The 18,400-nt window shown below is 61.9% G+C and carries 18 protein-coding genes; 10 read left to right on the top strand and 8 right to left on the bottom strand.

Annotated elements, in window-relative coordinates; translation table 11 throughout:
• Positions 1-33 precede the first annotated feature (33 nt).
• The 7 genes from gmk to fabD all read right to left on the bottom strand — a co-directional run bounded on the left by gmk (position 34) and on the right by fabD (position 6,619).
• Entirely contained in the window at positions 34-696 is a 663-nt protein-coding gene (gene gmk, locus AC244Q_RS06025; RefSeq protein WP_003547062.1) for a guanylate kinase, read from the bottom strand.
• A 3-nt stretch (positions 697-699) separates the two neighbouring features.
• Complete coding sequence (locus tag AC244Q_RS06020) at positions 700-1,587, bottom strand: YicC/YloC family endoribonuclease (RefSeq protein ID WP_128405751.1); 888 nt, start codon at positions 1,585-1,587, stop codon at positions 700-702.
• Positions 1,588-1,605: 18 nt separating this feature from the next.
• On the bottom strand, positions 1,606-2,823 hold the full coding sequence (gene mltG / locus AC244Q_RS06015) for an endolytic transglycosylase MltG (RefSeq protein ID WP_012756832.1): 1,218 nt from the start codon (positions 2,821-2,823) through the stop codon (positions 1,606-1,608).
• A 183-nt stretch (positions 2,824-3,006) separates the two neighbouring features.
• Positions 3,007-4,269, bottom strand: coding sequence for a beta-ketoacyl-ACP synthase II (gene fabF / locus AC244Q_RS06010; protein ID WP_003558188.1), 1,263 nt, complete (start codon positions 4,267-4,269; stop codon positions 3,007-3,009).
• Positions 4,270-4,362: 93 nt separating this feature from the next.
• Entirely contained in the window at positions 4,363-4,599 is a 237-nt protein-coding gene (locus AC244Q_RS06005) for an acyl carrier protein (RefSeq protein WP_003547058.1), read from the bottom strand.
• Between the two features lie 286 nt (positions 4,600-4,885).
• Positions 4,886-5,623, bottom strand: coding sequence for a 3-oxoacyl-[acyl-carrier-protein] reductase (fabG, locus tag AC244Q_RS06000; protein WP_003547046.1), 738 nt, complete (start codon positions 5,621-5,623; stop codon positions 4,886-4,888).
• Between the two features lie 51 nt (positions 5,624-5,674).
• Positions 5,675-6,619, bottom strand: coding sequence for an ACP S-malonyltransferase (gene fabD, locus AC244Q_RS05995; RefSeq protein WP_128407200.1), 945 nt, complete (start codon positions 6,617-6,619; stop codon positions 5,675-5,677).
• Between the two features lie 215 nt (positions 6,620-6,834).
• Between fabD and AC244Q_RS05990 the strand changes: the two genes are divergently transcribed.
• The 7 genes from AC244Q_RS05990 to alr all read left to right on the top strand — a co-directional run bounded on the left by AC244Q_RS05990 (position 6,835) and on the right by alr (position 13,795).
• On the top strand, positions 6,835-7,878 hold the full coding sequence (locus AC244Q_RS05990; protein ID WP_012756830.1) for an aldo/keto reductase: 1,044 nt from the start codon (positions 6,835-6,837) through the stop codon (positions 7,876-7,878).
• A gap of 315 nt (positions 7,879-8,193) precedes the next feature.
• Positions 8,194-8,661, top strand: coding sequence for a 30S ribosomal protein S6 (gene rpsF / locus AC244Q_RS05985; RefSeq protein ID WP_003547040.1), 468 nt, complete (start codon positions 8,194-8,196; stop codon positions 8,659-8,661).
• A 14-nt stretch (positions 8,662-8,675) separates the two neighbouring features.
• A complete protein-coding gene (rpsR, locus tag AC244Q_RS05980) occupies positions 8,676-8,924 on the top strand; it encodes a 30S ribosomal protein S18 (protein ID WP_003547038.1) in 249 nt (82 codons plus the stop codon).
• Positions 8,925-9,079: 155 nt separating this feature from the next.
• Entirely contained in the window at positions 9,080-10,066 is a 987-nt protein-coding gene (locus tag AC244Q_RS05975) for a DUF2232 domain-containing protein (RefSeq protein WP_128407199.1), read from the top strand.
• A gap of 22 nt (positions 10,067-10,088) precedes the next feature.
• Positions 10,089-10,667: a 50S ribosomal protein L9 gene (rplI, locus tag AC244Q_RS05970; protein ID WP_012756828.1), complete on the top strand. Its 579-nt coding sequence runs from the start codon at positions 10,089-10,091 to the stop codon at positions 10,665-10,667.
• Positions 10,668-11,039: 372 nt separating this feature from the next.
• Entirely contained in the window at positions 11,040-12,536 is a 1,497-nt protein-coding gene (locus AC244Q_RS05965) for a replicative DNA helicase (protein WP_012756827.1), read from the top strand.
• Between the two features lie 89 nt (positions 12,537-12,625).
• Entirely contained in the window at positions 12,626-13,795 is a 1,170-nt protein-coding gene (alr, locus tag AC244Q_RS05960; protein WP_206641102.1) for an alanine racemase, read from the top strand.
• Between the two features lie 9 nt (positions 13,796-13,804).
• Here the strand turns inward: alr and AC244Q_RS05955 are convergent, their stop codons facing one another.
• On the bottom strand, positions 13,805-14,440 hold the full coding sequence (locus AC244Q_RS05955) for a LysE family translocator (protein WP_012756825.1): 636 nt from the start codon (positions 14,438-14,440) through the stop codon (positions 13,805-13,807).
• 160 nt (positions 14,441-14,600) lie between these two features.
• Here AC244Q_RS05955 and radA point away from each other — a divergent pair, with 160 nt between their 5' ends.
• The 3 genes from radA to purF all read left to right on the top strand — a co-directional run bounded on the left by radA (position 14,601) and on the right by purF (position 18,356).
• A complete protein-coding gene (radA, locus tag AC244Q_RS05950) occupies positions 14,601-16,001 on the top strand; it encodes a DNA repair protein RadA (protein ID WP_128407197.1) in 1,401 nt (466 codons plus the stop codon).
• An 89-nt stretch (positions 16,002-16,090) separates the two neighbouring features.
• Complete coding sequence (locus AC244Q_RS05945; RefSeq protein ID WP_128407196.1) at positions 16,091-16,717, top strand: CvpA family protein; 627 nt, start codon at positions 16,091-16,093, stop codon at positions 16,715-16,717.
• A gap of 148 nt (positions 16,718-16,865) precedes the next feature.
• Positions 16,866-18,356, top strand: a complete 1,491-nt coding sequence (purF, locus tag AC244Q_RS05940) for an amidophosphoribosyltransferase (RefSeq protein ID WP_017993519.1) — start codon at positions 16,866-16,868, stop codon at positions 18,354-18,356.
• Positions 18,357-18,400: the final 44 nt, after the last annotated feature.

Here is an 18,400-nt window from a genome sequence, read left to right as displayed (position 1 = left end):
CGAGGTGCGAAGCGGTTTTCCCAGGAGTTTACTCTAAAGCGACGGCGTCTCTTCCAGCAACTCGCGGACGAAGTCGAACATGCCGTGGCGGCGGTCGCGACGCAGGCGTTCGGCCTTGACGATCGACTGGACGGCGTCGAGGGCGGCGTTGAGATCGTCATTGACGATGACATAGTCGTATTCGCGCCAGTGGGCGATCTCGGCGCGGCTGTTGGCGAGGCGCGTCTGGATGACCTCCTCGGAATCCTCGGCACGGCGATGCAGCCGCGACTGAAGCTCGGTCATGGTCGGCGGCAGCACGAAGATCGAGACGACGTCGGCCGACATCTTCTCCTGCAATTGCTGGGCGCCCTGCCAATCGATGTCGAAGAGCATGTCGCGGCCTTCGCCCATGGCCTGCTCGACCGGCTCGCGCGGCGTGCCGTAGAAATTGCCATGCACCTCGGCCCATTCGAGCAGCGCGTCGCTATCGCGCAGCCGCTCGAACTCGCGCACACTCTTGAAGTGGTAGTGCACATCCTCGACTTCGCTCGGGCGGCGCTGGCGCGTGGTGACGCTGACGGAAAGGCCGATTTGCCTGTCGGTCTCCAGCAGCGTGCGCGCGATGGTGGACTTGCCGGCGCCTGACGGCGACGAGATGACAAGCATCAAACCGCGGCGGGCGATCTGCACGGGCGAGGATTTCGCCGGTTTCATGTCTTACTCCAAATTCTGGACCTGCTCGCGGAACTGGTCGATCACGACTTTCAGCTCGATGCCGGCAGCGGTGACCGCCGAGGCATTCGACTTCGAGCAGATGGTATTCGATTCGCGGTTAAATTCCTGTGCAAGGAAGTCCAGCCGGCGCCCGGCGGGGCCACCTTTCACCAGGAGATCGCGCGCTGCGGCGACATGAGCCTTCAGACGATCGATTTCCTCGCGCAGATCTGCCTTGGTCGCCAGCAGCGCGGCTTCGGCAAGCAGCCTGTCGCGGTCGAGCGCGGCCATGCCGTCCATCAACAAGGCGACCTGCGCGGCAAGCCGCGCTGCGATCTCCTGCGCCGAGCGCGAGGGGTCGGCCTCGATCGTCCGTGTCAGGCCTTCGATCGTCGTGACGTGGTCGTGAAGAATGCGGGCCAGCGCCGACCCTTCCTGTTCGCGCATTGCTCTCAGATCGGCAAGCGCGGCCAGCAGGCCGGCAGCGATATCGGCGTCACGGGCGGCAAGCGCCTCCTCGCCATCCTCGCTTTCGCGGAATTCGACGATGCCGCGCACCAGAAGCAGCGTATCGAGCTTCAGCGGCGCCGGATCGATGACACCGTCCAACTGCTCGCGCATGGCCAGCACGGCGGCGAGCGCTTGTCTGTTCAGCACCGCCTCGAAACGGTTCTCGTCGGCGCTGACGGATAGCGATGCCTGCAGGTTGCCACGGCTGAAGCTTTCGCCGGCGAGGCGGCGGACGTCTGCCTCCATGCGTTCGAGGCCGGGCGGCAGGCGCAAGCGCAGGTCGAGGCCCTTGCCGTTGACCGAGCGCAATTCCCATGCCCAGCGCCAGCGGCCGCTCGTTCCCTCGCGCCGCGCAAAACCGGTCATGGACTGCAAAGCCATGCGTGCCTCCCGAAAGTCTCAGTTGATCTTCTTTTTCTTCGGCGGCGCGACGGTCGTGCCACTATCCGCCGGCTGCTCTTCCGGCTGGCCGTCGACTGCGATGTTCGGGTCCGACCCCTTGTCGGCTTCGAGCTTGCGCCAGCGCTTGACGTTGGCATTGTGCTCCTCGAGCGTCGCAGCGAAAACATGGCCACCGGAGCCGTCGGCGACGAAATAGAGGTCCTGCGTCTTCCAGGGATTGGCGACGGCCTCCAGCGCATCCTTGCCGGGATTGGCGATCGGCGTCGGCGGCAGACCCTTGATGACATAGGTGTTGTAAGGTGTATCCCGCTTCAGGTCCGACTGGTAGATCGGCCGGTCGGCCGGTTTGCCCTCGCCGCCGAAGAGGCCGTAGATGATCGTCGGGTCGGACTGCAGGCGCATGCCCTTGCCGAGCCGGTTCAGGAAAACGGAGGCGACGTGGGCTCGCTCGTCGGGAACGCCGGTTTCCTTTTCGACGATCGAGGCGAGTGTCACGAATTCTTCCTTGGACCGCAGCGGCAGCGACGAGTCGCGCTTGTCCCAGATCTGATCGACGAGCTTCTGCTGCGCAGCCGCCATCTGTTCGATGATTTCCGAGCGCTTGGTGCCGCGCGAGAATTTGTAGGTATCCGGACGCAGGCTACCCTCGGTCGGCAATGCCGCCGGCAAGTCGCCTTCCAGCACGGTATCCTGCAGCATGCGGTCGAACATCTGTCGGACCGTCAGTCCCTCAGGGAAGGAAACGGAATAGAGAATGGACTTGCCCGATTTCAGCAGCTCCATGATATCTCTCATGGATGCCCTCGCCTTGATCTCGTATTCACCCGCCTTGAGGCTCTCACCGGCAGAAAGATGCGTTGCCGTGAGATAGCGGAAGATGCGGGCATCGCTGATGATCGCGTTGCGCTCGAGGTTCGAGGCGATTTCGGTCAGACCAGCGCCGTTGCGGACGATAAAATTGGTGTTGGTCTGCAGCGGACCGGGATTCCGATAGGTCGATGTGGCGTAGTAGAAGCCGATGATGGCGACGACACAGACCAGAACCGCCAACGTCATGATGAAGTTCAGGAAAAGAACGACCTGGCCGCGGGCTTTCTTGGACCGCTTCGGCGGCTCCGGAACGCGTTCCGGACGCAGGGCTTCGCTCGGCGACTTCGGGATGATCGGTCCCTTCTGCGCCTGGGTATCGTTGCTCTGGTTCGTCGTATCGCTCACCGGCAATCCTCTAAAACTTGACCCTCACTTCGCTATTTCGCGAAGCAATGCGGCAAAAGCAGGTTCTGCCGCCGTTCAACGACGCCGCTCCCGGTCGTTATGCTTTCGCACGCCCTGCCACGCAACGTAGAGGACGGCCGGCCTGCGGTGCAAGGAAGACCCATTACACCGCTTGCAGGACTCTTATTGCGCGTAACGGCGCAGTACGAGCGACGCGTTCGTGCCGCCGAATCCGAACGAGTTGGACAGCGCCACATTGATTTCCCGCTCACGCGCCTTGTGCGGGACAAGGTCGATCGCCGTCTCACGTTCGGGATTGTCGAGATTGAGCGTCGGCGGCGCGATATTGTCGCGAATGGCGAGCGTGGTGAAGATCGCCTCGATGGCGCCTGCAGCACCGAGAAGGTGTCCTGTCGCCGACTTAGTCGAGGACATGGAGATCTTCGACGCCGCATTGCCGACCAGCCGCTCGACGGCGCCGAGTTCGATCGTGTCGGCCATGGTCGAGGTACCGTGGGCATTGATGTAGTCGATATCGGCCGGCGTCAGCCCGGCGCGCTTCAGCGCCATCGCCATGCAGCGACCGGCGCCCTCGCCGTCTTCGGACGGCGCGGTGATGTGATAGGCATCGCCCGACAGGCCGTAGCCGACGATTTCGGCGTAGATCCTGGCGCCGCGCGCCTTGGCATGTTCCAGTTCCTCAAGCACGACAATGCCGGCACCCTCGCCCATGACGAAGCCGTCGCGGTCGCGATCATAGGGGCGCGACGCTTTCTTCGGGTCGTCATTGTGTTGGGTCGACAGCGCCTTGCAGGCGGCAAAACCTGCAAGCGAAATGCGGCTGACAGGGGATTCCGTGCCGCCGGCGACCATGACGTCGGCATCACCCAGCGCAATCAGCCGCGCTGCATCGCCGATCGCATGCGCACCCGTCGAGCAGGCGGTGACGACCGAATGATTGGGTCCGCGCAGCTTGTGGCGGATCGAGACCTGGCCGGAGACGAGGTTGATCAGGCGGCCGGGAATGAAGAAAGGGGAGATACGGCGCGGGCCCTTGTCGCGCAGGGTGTAACCCGCCTCGACGATGCCTTCGATGCCGCCGATGCCGGAGCCGATCAGCACGCCGGTGGCGATCTGGTCCTCATCGGTTTCAGGATGCCAGCCGGCATCGGCAAGCGCCATGTCGGCGGCGGCCATGCCGTAGATGATGAAGGGATCGACCTTGCGCTGCTCCTTCGGCTCCATCCACTGATCGACATTGAAGGTGCCGTCGGTGCCGTCACCGATAGGAATACGGCAGGCGATCTTGGCGGGAAGGTCATCGACCTCGAATTCGGTGACGAGGCGGGCGCCGTTCTGACCGGCAAGCAGCCGGGACCACGTCACCTCGGTTCCGCATCCCAAGGGTGATACCATGCCGGTACCGGTGATGACGACACGTCTCATCGCGTGCTTTCCCCCGTCTCTTATGTTCTATGGAGAAATATGCCGAAAAGAAAAGGGCGGACTCCAGGCCCGCCCTTTCTCAAATTCACAGGATCAGGCCTGGGCCTTCTCAATGAACTTCACTGCATCGCCGACCGTCAGGATCGAGTCGGCAGCGTCGTCAGGAATTTCAACGCCGAATTCTTCTTCGAAAGCCATGACAAGTTCGACCGTGTCGAGCGAGTCAGCGCCCAGATCGTCGATAAAGCTGGCGCTCTCGACGACCTTGTCGGCATCAACGCCAAGATGATCAATAACAATTTTCTTTACGCGTTCTGCGATATCGCTCATGTCGGTTTCCTCGACCTTATGTCCTGATCGGAATGCCATCGCGGCACCCCTACCCTGTTTCAGCCTGCGATGTTTTCAGACATCCTCGGCAAACTCGTTTACCCGGCTTCAGAGATGTCCCAGGCTTGCAAAAAGCCCGCCGGTCCGTCTGCTTTCTCGGGACGACTGTTCACAGTCATGGCCCGCTTAACATGCTTTATGTCTGCCGCAAAGCCAGAAAATCAACGGTTCGTGATTGCTCAACATGCTATTGGCGGAAATATTCCCATGCCAGCGGTTTGTCGTTTCAGATCATCGCCATGCCGCCGTTTACGTGCAGCGTCTGGCCCGTCATATAGGCAGCCTCGGAGGACGCAAGGTAAGCAACCGCCGAAGCGACTTCGCCACCCGTGCCCATGCGCTTCATCGGGATCGCCCCCATGATCGCTTCCTTCTGCTTATCGTTCAGCTTGCCGGTCATGGCGCTCTCGATGAAACCGGGTGCCACGCAGTTGACCGTCACGTTGCGGGTGGCAATTTCCTGCGCCAAAGACTTGGTGAAGCCGATCATGCCGGCCTTGGAGGCGCAGTAATTGGCCTGGCCCGGATTGCCGGTGACGCCGACGACGGAAGTGATGTTGATGATGCGGCCATAGCGGCGGCGCATCATCGGATGCGTCAATTCGCGCGTCAGGCGGAAGGTCGCTGTCAGGTTCACTTCGATGACGCTGTCCCAGTCCTCGTCGCTCATGCGCACGAACAGGCCGTCGCGGGTGATGCCGGCGTTGTTGACGAGGATGTCGACGCCTTCGAGATCGGCCTCGGCTTTCTGGCCGAGCGCCTTGACCTCATCGCGGTCGGACAGGTTCGCCGGGAAGATCTTGACGCGCTCGCCGAGATCGGCGGCCAGCGCTTCCAGCTTCTCGACGCGGGTGCCATGCAGGCCGACGACGGCGCCCTGCTTATGAAGAAGGCGGGCGATTTCCTCGCCGATACCGCCCGATGCGCCGGTGACGAGAGCCTTGCGGCCGGAAAGATCGAGCATGGAAACGTTCCTTATATAAGGGACACCAAATCCGGTGTCCGGAGATACCAATCAGGCCATGAGGGCGGCGACGGCCGCGTCGATATCCGCCGGACCGTTGACGGAGATGCCGTTGATCGTCTTGTCGATGCGGCGGGCAAGGCCGGTCAGCACCTTGCCGGAGCCGAGTTCGTAAAGCGTCGTGATGCCATTTCCAGCGAACCATTCCACCGTCTCGCGCCAGCGGACCTGGCCGGTCACCTGCTCGACGAGGAGGTTCGCGATTTCGTCGGCGCTCGTCACCGGGGCGGCACGGACATTGGCGATGACAGGCACGACGGGATCGGACTTGGCGACTTTTGCCAGCGCCTCGCGCATGGCGTCGGCGGCAGGCGCCATCAGCGCCGAATGGAAGGGAGCGGAGACTGGCAGCAGAATGGCACGCTTGGCGCCCTTGTCGGTCGCAAGGCCGGCCGCTTTTTCGACGGCTGCCTTCTCGCCCGAGATGACGATCTGGCCGCCGCCATTGTCGTTGGCGATCTGGCAGGCGCCGACAGCGGTGGCTGCCTCGCAGACGGCAACGACGTCGACATGTTCGAGGCCGATGATTGCAGCCATGGCGCCGACGCCGACGGGGACGGCTGCCTGCATGGCATTGCCGCGGATACGCAACAGCCGCGCGGTGTCGGCGAGCGAAAAGGTGCCGGCGGCACACAGTGCCGAATATTCGCCGAGCGAGTGGCCGGCGACGTAGGCGACCTTGGACTTCAGATCCAGCCCTTTGGCTTCGAGAACGCGGACGACGGCGATCGAGACGGCCATCAGCGCCGGCTGGGCGTTCGCCGTCAAGGTCAACGTATCCTCGGGACCGTTGAACATGACGTCCGAAAGCTTTTCACCGAGCGCCTCATCGACCTCATCGAAGACGGCGCGGGCTTCGGCGAAATTCTCGGCGAGATCCTTGCCCATGCCGACGGCCTGACTGCCCTGACCGGGAAAAGTGAAAGCAATGGTCATTCTCATATTCCCTGGCTCATGCCCCTGAATACGCCCCTTGAGGCTGTTTTGCCTCCAATTGACATTCTTTCCGGCAGAGTCAAGTGGCGGCTCATTCTGCGCAAAGCCTTTCGCACTGGCGCAAATGCCCGGTTTTTGCTCTTGCGCTCCGCCAAATCCAGCCTAGATTTGCGCGAACCCTCCCAAGGCTGTCACCTCTCTCCCAAGGTTTTTCCATGAAGTACAATTCGCTAGGCCGCACCGAGATTTCCGTTTCAGAGATTTGCCTTGGCACCATGACCTGGGGTTCGCAGAACAGCGAAGCCGATGCTCATGCGCAGATGGACTACGCCGTCGAAAAGGGCGTCAATTTCTTCGATACGGCCGAACTTTATCCGACCACCCCGATTTCGGCCGCTACGCAGGGCTGGACGGAAGACTATATCGGCAGCTGGTTCAAGAAGACCGGCAAGCGCGGCGATATCGTGCTCGCCACCAAGGTCGCCGGCCGCGGCCGCGACTATATACGTGGTGGCGAAGGTGCCGATGCAAAGAATATCCGCCTGGCGCTCGAAGCCAGCCTGGCGCGGCTGAAGACGGATTACGTCGACCTCTACCAGATCCACTGGCCGAACCGCGGCCATTTCCATTTCCGTCAGAACTGGAGCTACAATCCCTTCAACCAGAACCGCGACGAGGCCGTCGCCAATATGCTCGACATCCTGGAAACGCTTGGCGTGCTGGTGAAGGAAGGCAAGATCCGCGCGATCGGCCTTTCCAACGAAACCACCTGGGGCATACAGAAATATCTGACGCTCGCCGAACAGAAGAGCCTGCCGCGGGTCGCCTGCGTCCAGAACGAATACAACTTGCTCTACCGCCATTTCGACCTCGATCTCGCCGAACTCTCGCATCATGAGGATGTCGGGCTGCTCGCCTATTCTCCGCTCGCCGGCGGCATCCTCTCCGGAAAATATGTCGATGGCGGCAGGCCGAAGGGTTCGCGCGGCTCGATCAACCACGATATCGGCGGTCGCCTGCAGCCGCTACAGGAGCCGGCGACCAAAGCCTATCTGGAGATCGCTGCAACATACCGCCTCGACCCGGCAGCAATGGCGCTCGCCTTCTGCCTTTCCAGGCCCTTCATGGCCTCGGCCATCATCGGCGCGACCTCGATGGAGCAGTTGAAAATCGATATCGGCGCGGCCGACATTACGCTTTCGAACGAGATCCTGGCGGAAATCGCCAAGGTGCACCGGCAGTATCCGCTGACGCTTTGATCCTATTTGTTTGGCGCCTGCCCGATGCCGACCATTGGCCGGCATCGGGTTCGGGTGTCCGATTGCGCTTGCCTTTGCCCAAAAAATCCGTATAAGCCGCCCTGTTCGTTAACCCGGTCTTCTGGCTGGTGGCTGAACGGAGGGCCGGTTTCTTCACGGAAATCGTTCGGAACGGAAGCGTTCCAGCCTCCCGTGTCTCCGCTCTCGACCGTCTCGGAAACGCTTTCTTGCCTGGGTCCGCCCAATCAGGAGCAGTCGTTGAGGCTTAGCCGCCGAATATCGGGTTGAACCAAACGCAAGAAAGGCAAAGCTGTCATGGCTCTTTATGAACATGTATTCCTTGCCCGGCAGGATATTTCCGCTCAGCAGGTCGATGCCCTCGTAGAACAGTACAAGGGTGTGATCGAAGCGAATGGCGGTAAGGTCGGGCGTATCGAGAACTGGGGCCTCAAGTCCCTCACCTACCGCATCAAGAAGAACCGCAAGGCGCACTACGCCCTGATGGACATCGATGCACCGGCTGCTGCCGTCCAGGAAATGGAACGTCAGATGCGCATCAGCGAAGACGTTCTTCGCTACATGACGATCGCCGTCGAGAAGCATGAAGAAGGTCCGTCTGCCATGATGCAGAAGCGCGACCGTGACGACCGTCCGCGCGAAGGCGGCCGTGGCCCGCGTGAAGGCGGCTTCGGTGATCGTGACCGCGGCCCGCGTCCGCCGCGTGAAGGTGGCTTCGGCGACCGTGACGACCGTCCGCGCCGTCCGCGCGAAGACCGTGTATAAGGGAGATCTGAGATATGTCTGAAACTTCCTCCGCTCCGGTCCGCCGCCCGTTCCATCGCCGCCGCAAGACCTGCCCGTTCTCCGGCGCCAACGCACCGCGGATCGACTACAAGGACGTACGCCTGCTGCAGCGCTACATTTCTGAGCGCGGCAAGATCGTTCCGTCCCGCATCACGGCCGTTTCCCAGAAGAAGCAGCGCGAACTCGCTCAGGCGATCAAGCGCGCCCGTTTCCTCGGCCTGCTGCCCTACGTCGTCGCCTAATCGGTCGACGCCGACACCTTTGAGGGAAGGCATTCGTGCCTTCCCTTTCCCTTCCGCGATGGGCGCGGATCGGAACTCTTAAAACCCATGTTGAGACGTTTCTGAATTTGATTCAGCAACATCCTCTAACTGCTTGATGAAGCAGGACAGCGACCTTGAAACGACCGAACAATAAAACGCTGCTGATCGGCGCACTCGCCGGATTGACCGCCGCCCTGCTGGTGCTGGGCGCGAGCATGCAGCCGTCGTTTTTCAGCGCGCTTCTCTATACGGCCTCGGCGCTGCCGATCCTGATCGTCGGGCTCGGCTGGGGCAATGCCGCCGCGGTCTCGGCCGTCGTCACCGCCGCGGCGCTGGGCGCGATCTTGATCTCGCCTTCCTTCGCGCTGATCATGACGATGGTGACGCTGCTGCCGGCCGGTTGGCTCAGCCATCTCGCCAATCTCGCGCGTCCGGCCTCAGAACTCGGCGGCCCCGACCATCTGCTTGCCTGGTACCCGCTCTCCGATATCCTGCTGCATCTCTGCGGTCTGGTGACGCTCGCCGTCATCGTCATCGGTGTGATCATCGGCTACGGGCCTGAGATCACCGATCCGATCGTCGATCTGCTGATCACCTCGCTCAAGCAGCAGCAGCCGGAATTCATGCCCGATCCGGCAGCGACCGCGCAGACCAAGTCGCTGATCCTGCTGATGCTGCCGGCTTTGCAGGGCGGCATGTGGGTCAGCATGCTGTTTGCCGCCTATTATTTCGCCGTGCGCATCGTTGCAGCGTCCGGCGGTGGCCTTCGTCCGCGCGAGGATATTCCCTCGTCGCTGCGGATGAACCGCAACTCGATCTTCATCTTCCTGGCCGGGCTTGCCGCCTGCTTTTTCGGCGGCGTTCCGGCGCTGGTCGGTGCGACCGTGATCGGCGCCTTCGGCGCCGGCTTCATGCTTTCCGGTTTCGCCTCGCTGCATTTCCGCACGCGCGGCAAGGACTGGCGCATACCGGCCCTCATCCTCTGCTATCTGGCCTCGATGCTCATGCTGCTGCCAGCTCTCCTCATCCTCGTCCTCGGTCTCAGCGATACGCGCAAGGCGATCGCACTGACCCCGACGAAAGATGCTGATGCCCCCAAACAATCCGATACGAAAATCTGAGACACAAGAAAGGAAAAAGAAAATGCAAGTCATCCTTCTCGAACGCATTTCCAAGCTCGGCCAGATGGGCGAAACCGTAAAGGTTCGCGACGGCTTTGCCCGCAACTACCTGCTGCCGCTCGGCAAGGCGCTGCGCGCCAACGCCGCCAACAAGACCCGCTTCGAAGCCGAGCGCGCGACGCTCGAAGCCCGCAACCTCGAGCGCAAGTCGGAAGCCCAGACGGTCGCCGACGTTCTCGACGGCAAGTCCTTCATCGTCGTGCGCTCCGCCGGCGAAACCGGCCAGCTCTACGGTTCGGTTGCTGCCCGTGACGTCGTCGATATTCTCGGCGCCGAAGGCTTCAACATCGGCCGCAACCAGGTTCACCTCAACACGCCGATCAAGTCGATCGGCCTGCACAAGGTCGAGCTGCAGCTGCATGCCGAAGTCGAAATCCACGTCGAGCTGAACGTTGCCCGTTCTGCCGACGAGGCAGAGCGCCAGTCCAAGGGCGAAGAACTCACCTCGGTCGACGCGATCTACGGCGTCGACGAAGACGCGCTGCGTCCGGAAGACTTCTTCGATCCGGAAGCTGACGGCGTCGACGAAGACGAAGCATAATTTCGTCGGAGCGATCCGCGAGAGAGAAGCCCGGCCACCGCGCCGGGCTTTTTCGTTTCCACCCCTTCGATGTGAGCTGCCGAGCGGTTCGCTTTTTTAAGGGGATCTTCCGGATGTTTTTGCTGCGTGCCTTATCGCATCGCGCTAAAATAACATTCTCCGAAGCGGATGGGCTGAGTCGGCGCCATACCGTGTCGTGCGGGTGACACTGCCAGTATTTCTCCTTTGTGTCGCCCAAGACTGTGGAGAAGTCGAACAACGTGCACAGCGTTCAGGATTTAGGCGAAGCGAGCCCCCGCTCCTTTCGTAGCCTCTTGATTTTCGCGTCCGGAATTGCAAATCCGGAGCTGGAAAAAGACAGAACGGATGATGATGAACGACGCCGCTCGAAAGATTGCAGCTGTTGCCCCGTCGGAGCAGCATTATCGCGAAGCACCCAACAATATCGAAGCCGAGCAAGCGCTTCTGGGTGCGATCCTGATGAACAACGACGCCTATTACCGGGTGTCGGACTTCCTGAAGCCGATCCATCTCTATGAACCGCTGCATCGGAAGATCTTCGAGGTTGCCGGCGATATCATCCGCATGGGCAAGATCGCCAATCCGGTGACGATCAAGACCTTCCTGAAAGCCGACGAGAAGGTCGGCGACATGACGGTTTCGCAATACCTGGCGAGCCTGGTCAGCAATGCCGTCACCGTCATCAATGCCGAGGATTACGGCCGGGCGATCTACGACCTGGCGCTGCGCCGGGCGCTGATTACCATCGGCGAGGACGTCGTCAACATCGCCTATGACGCGCCGCTCGACATGCCGCCGCAGTCGCAGATCGAGGATACCGAACGCCGCCTCTTCGAACTGGCGGAAAACGGCCGCTACGACGGCGGCTTCCAGGCCTTCAACGATGCGGTCGCGCTGGCGATCGACATGGCGGCCGTCGCCAAGGAACGTGACGGCGGGCTTTCCGGCATTTCCACCGGCATCCATTCGCTGGATTCCAAGATGGGCGGTTTGCAGCGGTCGGACTTGATCGTGCTTGCCGGACGCCCCGGCATGGGCAAGACCTCACTTGCTACAAACATCGCCTACAATATCGCCGCCGCCTACGAAGGCGAAGTCCAGTCGGACGGCAGCATGAAGGCAAAGAACGGCGGCGTCGTCGGTTTCTACTCGCTCGAAATGTCGTCGGAACAGCTCGCCACCCGTATCATCTCCGAGCAGACGGAAGTCTCCTCCTCGAAGATCCGCCGCGGCGACATCAACGATGCCGATTTCGAAAAGCTCGTCGCCTGCTCGATGATGATGCAGAAGGTGCCGCTCTTTATCGACCAGACCGGCGGCATCTCGATCGCCCAGCTTTCGGCCCGCGCGCGCCGTCTGAAGCGCCAGCGCGGCCTCGATGTGCTTGTGGTCGACTACATTCAGCTGATGACCGGCTCGGGCAAATCCAGCGACAACCGCGTGCAGGAAATCACCCAAATCACCACCGGCCTCAAGGCGCTCGGCAAGGAGCTCAACGTTCCGATCATCGCACTGTCGCAGCTCTCGCGTCAGGTCGAAAGCCGCGACGACAAGCGGCCGCAGCTGTCCGACCTTCGCGAATCCGGCTCGATCGAGCAGGACGCCGACGTCGTGCTCTTCGTGTTCCGCGAGGAATATTACGTCAAGAATTCGGAGCCGCGCGACATCCACGATCCGAAATATCCGGAATGGGAGGCGCTGTTCGACAAGGTCAAGGGCACGGCCGACGTGATCATCGCCAAGCAGCGCCACGGGCCGACAGGCACGGTGAAGCTCGCCTTCCAGGCGGAATTCACGCGTTTTGCCGATCTCGCCGATCCCTCCTTCACCCAATATGAAGAGCACTGATCGCGCGGATGCTGGGTGCAACGCCGGGCTTTCCCTTGACATAGTTGACCTTTAAACTGGCCGGAGAATCCTTCTCCGGCCTCTTTTCGATGCGGATCATGAGCGAATTTTTCGACGCCCCCGAAGATGACAATTTTGCCTCGGCAGGCCTGCGGCTGACCGTCGACCTGACCGCCCTGACGGAGAACTGGCGCGACATGGCGCGCCGCTCCGGTGCGGCGCGCGCCTCGGCGGTCGTCAAGGCGGATGCCTATGGCATGGGCATCGAGGATACCGGCGAAGCGCTCTATATGGCAGGCGCGCGCGACTTCTTCGTCGCGACCGTCGACGAGGGCGTGACGCTTCGCCTCTATGCGCCCGAGGCGCGCATCTTCGTGCTCTCAGGCATATGGCCGGGCACCGAGCGGCGCTTCTTCGACAATGATCTGGTGCCGGTGATTTCCTCCGACGAGCAGCTCGCCTTCTGGATGGCGGTGCTTGCCGATTACGGCGACTATCCCTGCGCGCTGCATGTCGATACCGGCTTCAATCGGCTCGGACTGCATATCGACGATGCGATCGCACTCGCCGACGACGTCTCACGGCCTGCGAGCTTCGCGCCCGTGCTTGTCATGAGCCACCTCGCCTGCGCCGATGATCCCAGCCATGCGATGAACCGGCAGCAGCTCGAATCATTCCACAGGGTTAGCGCCGCTTATGAAGGTATCGATTCAAGCCTTGCCGCCTCGGCCGGCATCTTTCTCGGTGAGGATTATCACTTCGACCTGACCCGCCCCGGCATTGCGCTCTATGGCGGTGAGGCCGTCAGCGGCATGGCGAACCCGATGCGGCCCGTCGCAACGGCGGAAGCGCGCATCATCCAGGTGCGCAGCGTCGAAGCCGGCGAGACCGTCAGCTATGGGCGGGCGCTGCAGCTTCGCCGTGAAAGCCGGCTGGCGATCGCCTCGGCCGGTTATGCCGACGGCTACATGCGCAGCCAGTCGAGCGGCGGCGTGCCGTTGAGGCAGGTGGTGCCGCAAGGCGGGCAAGGTTTCATCGCCGGACACAAGGTCCCGGTTGCCGGCCGGATCACCATGGACCTGACGATCTTCGATATCACCGACCTGCCTGACAACGCCGTGCGCGCCGGGGATTATGTCGAACTGTTCGGGAAGAACATGCCGGTGGACGATGTGGCGCGGGCATCCGGCACGATCGGATACGAGATCCTGACCAGCATGGGGCTCCGCCACGAGCGGCGCTACGTGGCCGAAGAATAGCCTTCCTACTCAGCGGCTGCTGAGGGCGAGACGGACACCGAGCGCCACGAAAAGCGCACCGAGGCCGCGGTCGAGCCAGAGTCCGACTTTTTGATTATGCCTGATTGCATCCGCAAGGCGCCCGCCGAGAAGGACGAGCGGCGGTTCGATGAAGGCAGCGACGACGATGATGAGCGCGCCATGCAGCATGAGTTGCGCCCATGCCGGCCCTGCCCCTTCGACGACGAACTGCGGCAGGAAGGCCAGGAAGAATATCGCCACTTTGGGATTGAGCAGCGACACCAGAATTCCCTGCCGGTAGATCCTTGCCACCGGCAAACTTTCACCAGCAGCCTTTATCAGGCCATCGCCGCCACCGGAGCGCAAAGCCTGAATCCCGAGCCAGACGAGATAGGCGGCGCCGATCCATTTGACTGTCGAGAAGGCGACGGCGGAAGCGGCAAGTATGGCCGAGAGGCCGAGTGCGGCCATCAGCACATGCAGGCAGGCGCCGGACCAGACGCCGAACAGCGCGGAAAAACCTGCACGTTTTCCGCTTTTCATCGTGTGACCGAGGATGAAAGCGATGTCGGGACCGGGCGAGAGATTGAGCAGAACCGCCGCCGAAAGAAATGCAAGCCAGTGCGCAAACGAATAATCGAACATTTTCCACCGTTCCGAATGAGGAGCAAAGGATAGGCATGGGTGCGCTGATGGGGAAATCATTAGTTTTGATCCGTTGCGATAGCCATTATCTCAAGCACGACAATGATTCGATGAAGCGGCGCGTCGCGTCGCTCGCGAACCCGGACTGAAAGAGTAATTGATGGCGAAGGCCAGGACACAATTCATCTGCCAGAGTTGCGGCACGGTTCATAACCGCTGGGCCGGCAAATGCGAGAACTGCGGCGAGTGGAACACCATCGTCGAGGAAGACCCGATGGGCGGGATCGGCTCCGGTCCTGGTAAGACGCCGAAGAAGGGCCGACCAGTGGCGCTGACGGCACTCTCCGGCGAGATCGAAGAGGCACCGCGTATCCATACCGCCATGTCGGAGCTCGACCGGGCGCTCGGCGGCGGTTTCGTGCGCGGTTCGGCGGTGCTGATCGGCGGCGATCCCGGCATCGGCAAATCGACGCTGCTGATGCAGGCCGCCGCCGCCCTTGCGCGGCGCGGCCACAAGATCATCTACGTCTCCGGCGAAGAAGCCGTGGCGCAGGTGCGGCTGCGGGCACAACGCCTTGCGGCGGCCGATACCGACGTGATGCTGGCGGCCGAAACCAATGTCGAGGATATTCTGGCGACGCTCGCCGAGGGCAAGCGGCCGGACCTCGTCATCATCGATTCCATCCAGACGCTGTGGAGCGAGCTTGCCGAATCGGCGCCGGGAACGGTGACGCAGGTGCGCACCGGCGTCCAAGCAATGATCCGTTTCGCCAAGCAGACGGGGGCCGCCATGGTGCTCGTCGGCCACGTAACCAAGGACGGGCAGATTGCCGGGCCGCGCGTCGTCGAGCACATGGTCGACGCCGTGCTCTATTTCGAAGGCGATCGCGGCCATCACTACCGCATCCTGCGCACAGTCAAGAACCGCTTCGGCCCGACCGACGAGATCGGCGTCTTCGAAATGTCCGACAAAGGCTTGCGCGAAGTCGCCAATCCTTCCGAGCTCTTCCTTGGTGAGCGCAACGAAAAATCGCCGGGTGCTGCCGTCTTTGCCGGCATGGAAGGCACCCGCCCCATTCTCGTCGAGGTGCAGGCGCTGGTGGCGCCGACCTCGCTCGGCACGCCGCGGCGCGCCGTGGTCGGCTGGGATTCGGCCCGGCTGTCGATGATCCTTGCGGTGCTGGAAGCCCATTGCGGCGTCAGGCTCGGCCAGCACGACGTCTACCTTAACGTCGCCGGCGGTTACCGCATCTCCGAACCGGCGGCCGATCTTGCCGTCGCCTCGGCGCTCGTTTCCTCGCTTGCCGGTATTGCCCTTCCCGCCGATTGCGTCTATTTCGGCGAAGTCAGCCTGTCGGGCGCCATCCGGCCGGTTGCGCACACCGCCCAGCGTCTCAAGGAAGCCGAGAAGCTGGGATTTTCCGCAGCGCTGCTTCCGTCCGCCTCCGCCGAATTGCCGAAGGGCCCCGGCGGGCGCTGGAGCGAAGTTGGAAGCCTGCCGGATCTGGTCGCGCGCATCGCCGGATCGAAGGGAGCGCTGCGTGTGGAAGACGACGTTTGATCCTTTCATTGCCAAGAGTGGTGATGATATAGGAGCACACGATAAGGCACGACACGGCCGCCAAGCGGCAGTCCTGGAGTTGAATTTACATGCCCATTACGATTTTCGACGGTATTGTCATCGGCGTCGTGCTCTTCTCCGCCGTGCTGGCGATGGTCCGCGGCTTTTCGCGCGAGATCCTCTCGATCGCGAGCTGGGGCGGTTCGGCCGCCGCTGCCTATTATCTCTATCCGTACCTGCTGCCCTATGCGAAGAAATATACCGATGACGACCGTATCGCGATCGTCGGTTCGGCAGCGGTCGTCTTCCTGATCGCGCTCATCGTCATCTCCTTCATCACGATGAAGATCGCCGATTTCATCATCGACAGCCGTGTCGGCGCGCTCGACCGCACGCTCGGCTTCCTGTTCGGGGCAGCGCGCGGCGTGCTGCTCCTGGTCGTCGCCGTCGCCTTCTGGAACTGGCTCGTCGATGCCGACCACCGTCCGGCTTGGGTCAACGAAGCGAAGTCGAAGCCCTTCCTGGATTCGATGGTCGTGAAGCTGAAATCGATTCTGCCGGAGCAATTTGCCCAGATGATACCGGAAAGCATCCGTGATAAGCTGCAGCCGCCGGCACAGGGCGCCGAAGGTACCACTCCGCCGACGGGCGACCAGGCTCCGGCGGAAGACGCACCGACCGCGCCTGCAGGCGGCGCGCAGCAGCCGGCGAATTGACACAGTGTTCAAGAGCTTGACCCGCCTTCCGGCAATTGCCATTTGAGCGGGACATGAAATGAGGGTCCGGCCGAGCATTCCAGCTCCGCCGGGCTCAGCTATTTCTGGAAATGCCGATCCATTCTTGTGAGAGCAGAGGCCCGCAGAAATGAACCAGTCCCATTCCTTCCCGACCGACGATCCGCTCGACGGAGATACGCTGCATGAAGAATGCGGGGTTTTCGGAATTCTGGGACATCCCGATGCCGCCGCGCTCACGGCGCTCGGCCTGCATGCCTTGCAGCACCGCGGACAGGAAGCGGCCGGCATCGTCTCCTTCGACGGCAAGCGCTTTTATCAAGAGCGCCACATGGGCCTCGTCGGCGACCACTATACCAATCCGATGACGCTCGCCCGCCTGCCCGGCAGCATTACGATCGGTCATACCCGCTACTCGACAACCGGCGAAGTGGCCATGCGCAACGTGCAGCCGCTCTTTGCCGAACTGGAAGAAGGCGGCATCGCCATTGCCCATAACGGCAATTTCACCAACGGCCTGACGCTGCGCCGCCAAATCATCGCGACCGGCGCCATCTGTCAGTCGACCTCCGATACCGAGGTCGTCCTCCACCTCATCGCCCGCTCCCGCCACGCTTCCACATCCGACCGCTTCATCGATGCCATTCGCCAGATGGAAGGCGGCTATTCGATGCTCGCCATGACGCGCACCAAGCTGATTGCCGCGCGCGACCCGACCGGCATCCGCCCACTGGTCATGGGAGAATTCGACGGCAAGCCGATCTTCTGCTCGGAGACCTGCGCGCTCGACATTATCGGCGCCAAGTTCATCCGCGACGTTGAGAACGGCGAGGTCATCATCTGTGAAATCCAGCCCGACGGCTCGATCAGCATCGATGCACGCAAGCCTAGCAAGCCACAGCCGGAGCGCCTCTGCCTGTTCGAATATGTCTATTTCGCCCGCCCGGACTCGGTCGTCGGCGGCCGCAACGTCTATACGACGCGCAAGAGCATGGGCATGAACCTCGCCAAGGAATCGCCCGTCGATGGCGACGTGATCGTGCCGGTGCCGGATGGCGGCACGCCGGCAGCACTCGGCTATGCACAGCAGAGCGGGATTCCCTTCGAATACGGCATTATCCGCAATCATTATGTCGGGCGCACCTTCATCGAGCCAACGCAGCAGATCCGCGCCTTCGGCGTAAAGCTGAAGCATTCGGCCAACCGGGCGATGATCGAAGGCAAGCGCGTGGTGCTGGTTGATGATTCCATCGTGCGTGGTACGACGTCTCTCAAGATCGTGCAGATGATCCGCGAAGCCGGCGCGCGCGAAGTCCATGTCCGCGTCGCAAGCCCGATGATCTTCTTCCCGGATTTCTACGGCATCGACACGCCCGATGCCGAAAAGCTGCTGGCAAACCAGTATGCCGACGTCGAAGCCATGGCCAAATACATCGGCGCCGATTCGCTCGCCTTCCTGTCGATCAACGGCCTCTATCGCGCTGTCGGCGGTGAAGATCGCAACCCGGCTCGGCCGCAGTTCACCGACCACTATTTTACCGGCGACTATCCGACCCGCCTGCTCGACAAGAACGGCGAGTCCATGGGCAACAAGATTTCGATGCTTGCCAGCAACGGCTGACACGGCGCGCCGGCTTTTCCATTGTCCCATCCCGAGGGGTTCAA

The organism is Rhizobium sp. CB2179, from assembly GCF_057653455.1.
The sequence above is the reverse complement of the archived record's forward strand: the minus strand, read 5'-3'. Positions and strand labels throughout refer to the sequence as shown.

Bases quoted from the DNA above. Each gene is read 5' to 3' on its own strand.
- gmk (WP_003547062.1), bottom strand. From the start codon at position 696: ATGAAACCGGCGAAATCCTCGCCCGTGCAGATCGCCCGCCGCGGTTTG.
- AC244Q_RS06020 (WP_128405751.1), bottom strand. From the start codon at position 1,587: ATGGCTTTGCAGTCCATGACCGGTTTTGCGCGGCGCGAGGGAACGAGC.
- fabF (WP_003558188.1), bottom strand. From the start codon at position 4,269: ATGAGACGTGTCGTCATCACCGGTACCGGCATGGTATCACCCTTGGGA.
- AC244Q_RS06005 (WP_003547058.1), bottom strand. From the start codon at position 4,599: ATGAGCGATATCGCAGAACGCGTAAAGAAAATTGTTATTGATCATCTT.
- fabG (WP_003547046.1), bottom strand. From the start codon at position 5,623: ATGCTCGATCTTTCCGGCCGCAAGGCTCTCGTCACCGGCGCATCGGGC.
- fabD (WP_128407200.1), bottom strand. From the start codon at position 6,619: ATGACCATTGCTTTCACTTTTCCCGGTCAGGGCAGTCAGGCCGTCGGC.
- AC244Q_RS05990 (WP_012756830.1), top strand. From the start codon at position 6,835: ATGAAGTACAATTCGCTAGGCCGCACCGAGATTTCCGTTTCAGAGATT.
- rpsF (WP_003547040.1), top strand. From the start codon at position 8,194: ATGGCTCTTTATGAACATGTATTCCTTGCCCGGCAGGATATTTCCGCT.
- rpsR (WP_003547038.1), top strand. From the start codon at position 8,676: ATGTCTGAAACTTCCTCCGCTCCGGTCCGCCGCCCGTTCCATCGCCGC.
- rplI (WP_012756828.1), top strand. From the start codon at position 10,089: ATGCAAGTCATCCTTCTCGAACGCATTTCCAAGCTCGGCCAGATGGGC.
- AC244Q_RS05965 (WP_012756827.1), top strand. From the start codon at position 11,040: ATGAACGACGCCGCTCGAAAGATTGCAGCTGTTGCCCCGTCGGAGCAG.
- alr (WP_206641102.1), top strand. From the start codon at position 12,626: ATGCGGATCATGAGCGAATTTTTCGACGCCCCCGAAGATGACAATTTT.
- AC244Q_RS05955 (WP_012756825.1), bottom strand. From the start codon at position 14,440: ATGTTCGATTATTCGTTTGCGCACTGGCTTGCATTTCTTTCGGCGGCG.
- radA (WP_128407197.1), top strand. From the start codon at position 14,601: ATGGCGAAGGCCAGGACACAATTCATCTGCCAGAGTTGCGGCACGGTT.
- AC244Q_RS05945 (WP_128407196.1), top strand. From the start codon at position 16,091: ATGCCCATTACGATTTTCGACGGTATTGTCATCGGCGTCGTGCTCTTC.
- purF (WP_017993519.1), top strand. From the start codon at position 16,866: ATGAACCAGTCCCATTCCTTCCCGACCGACGATCCGCTCGACGGAGAT.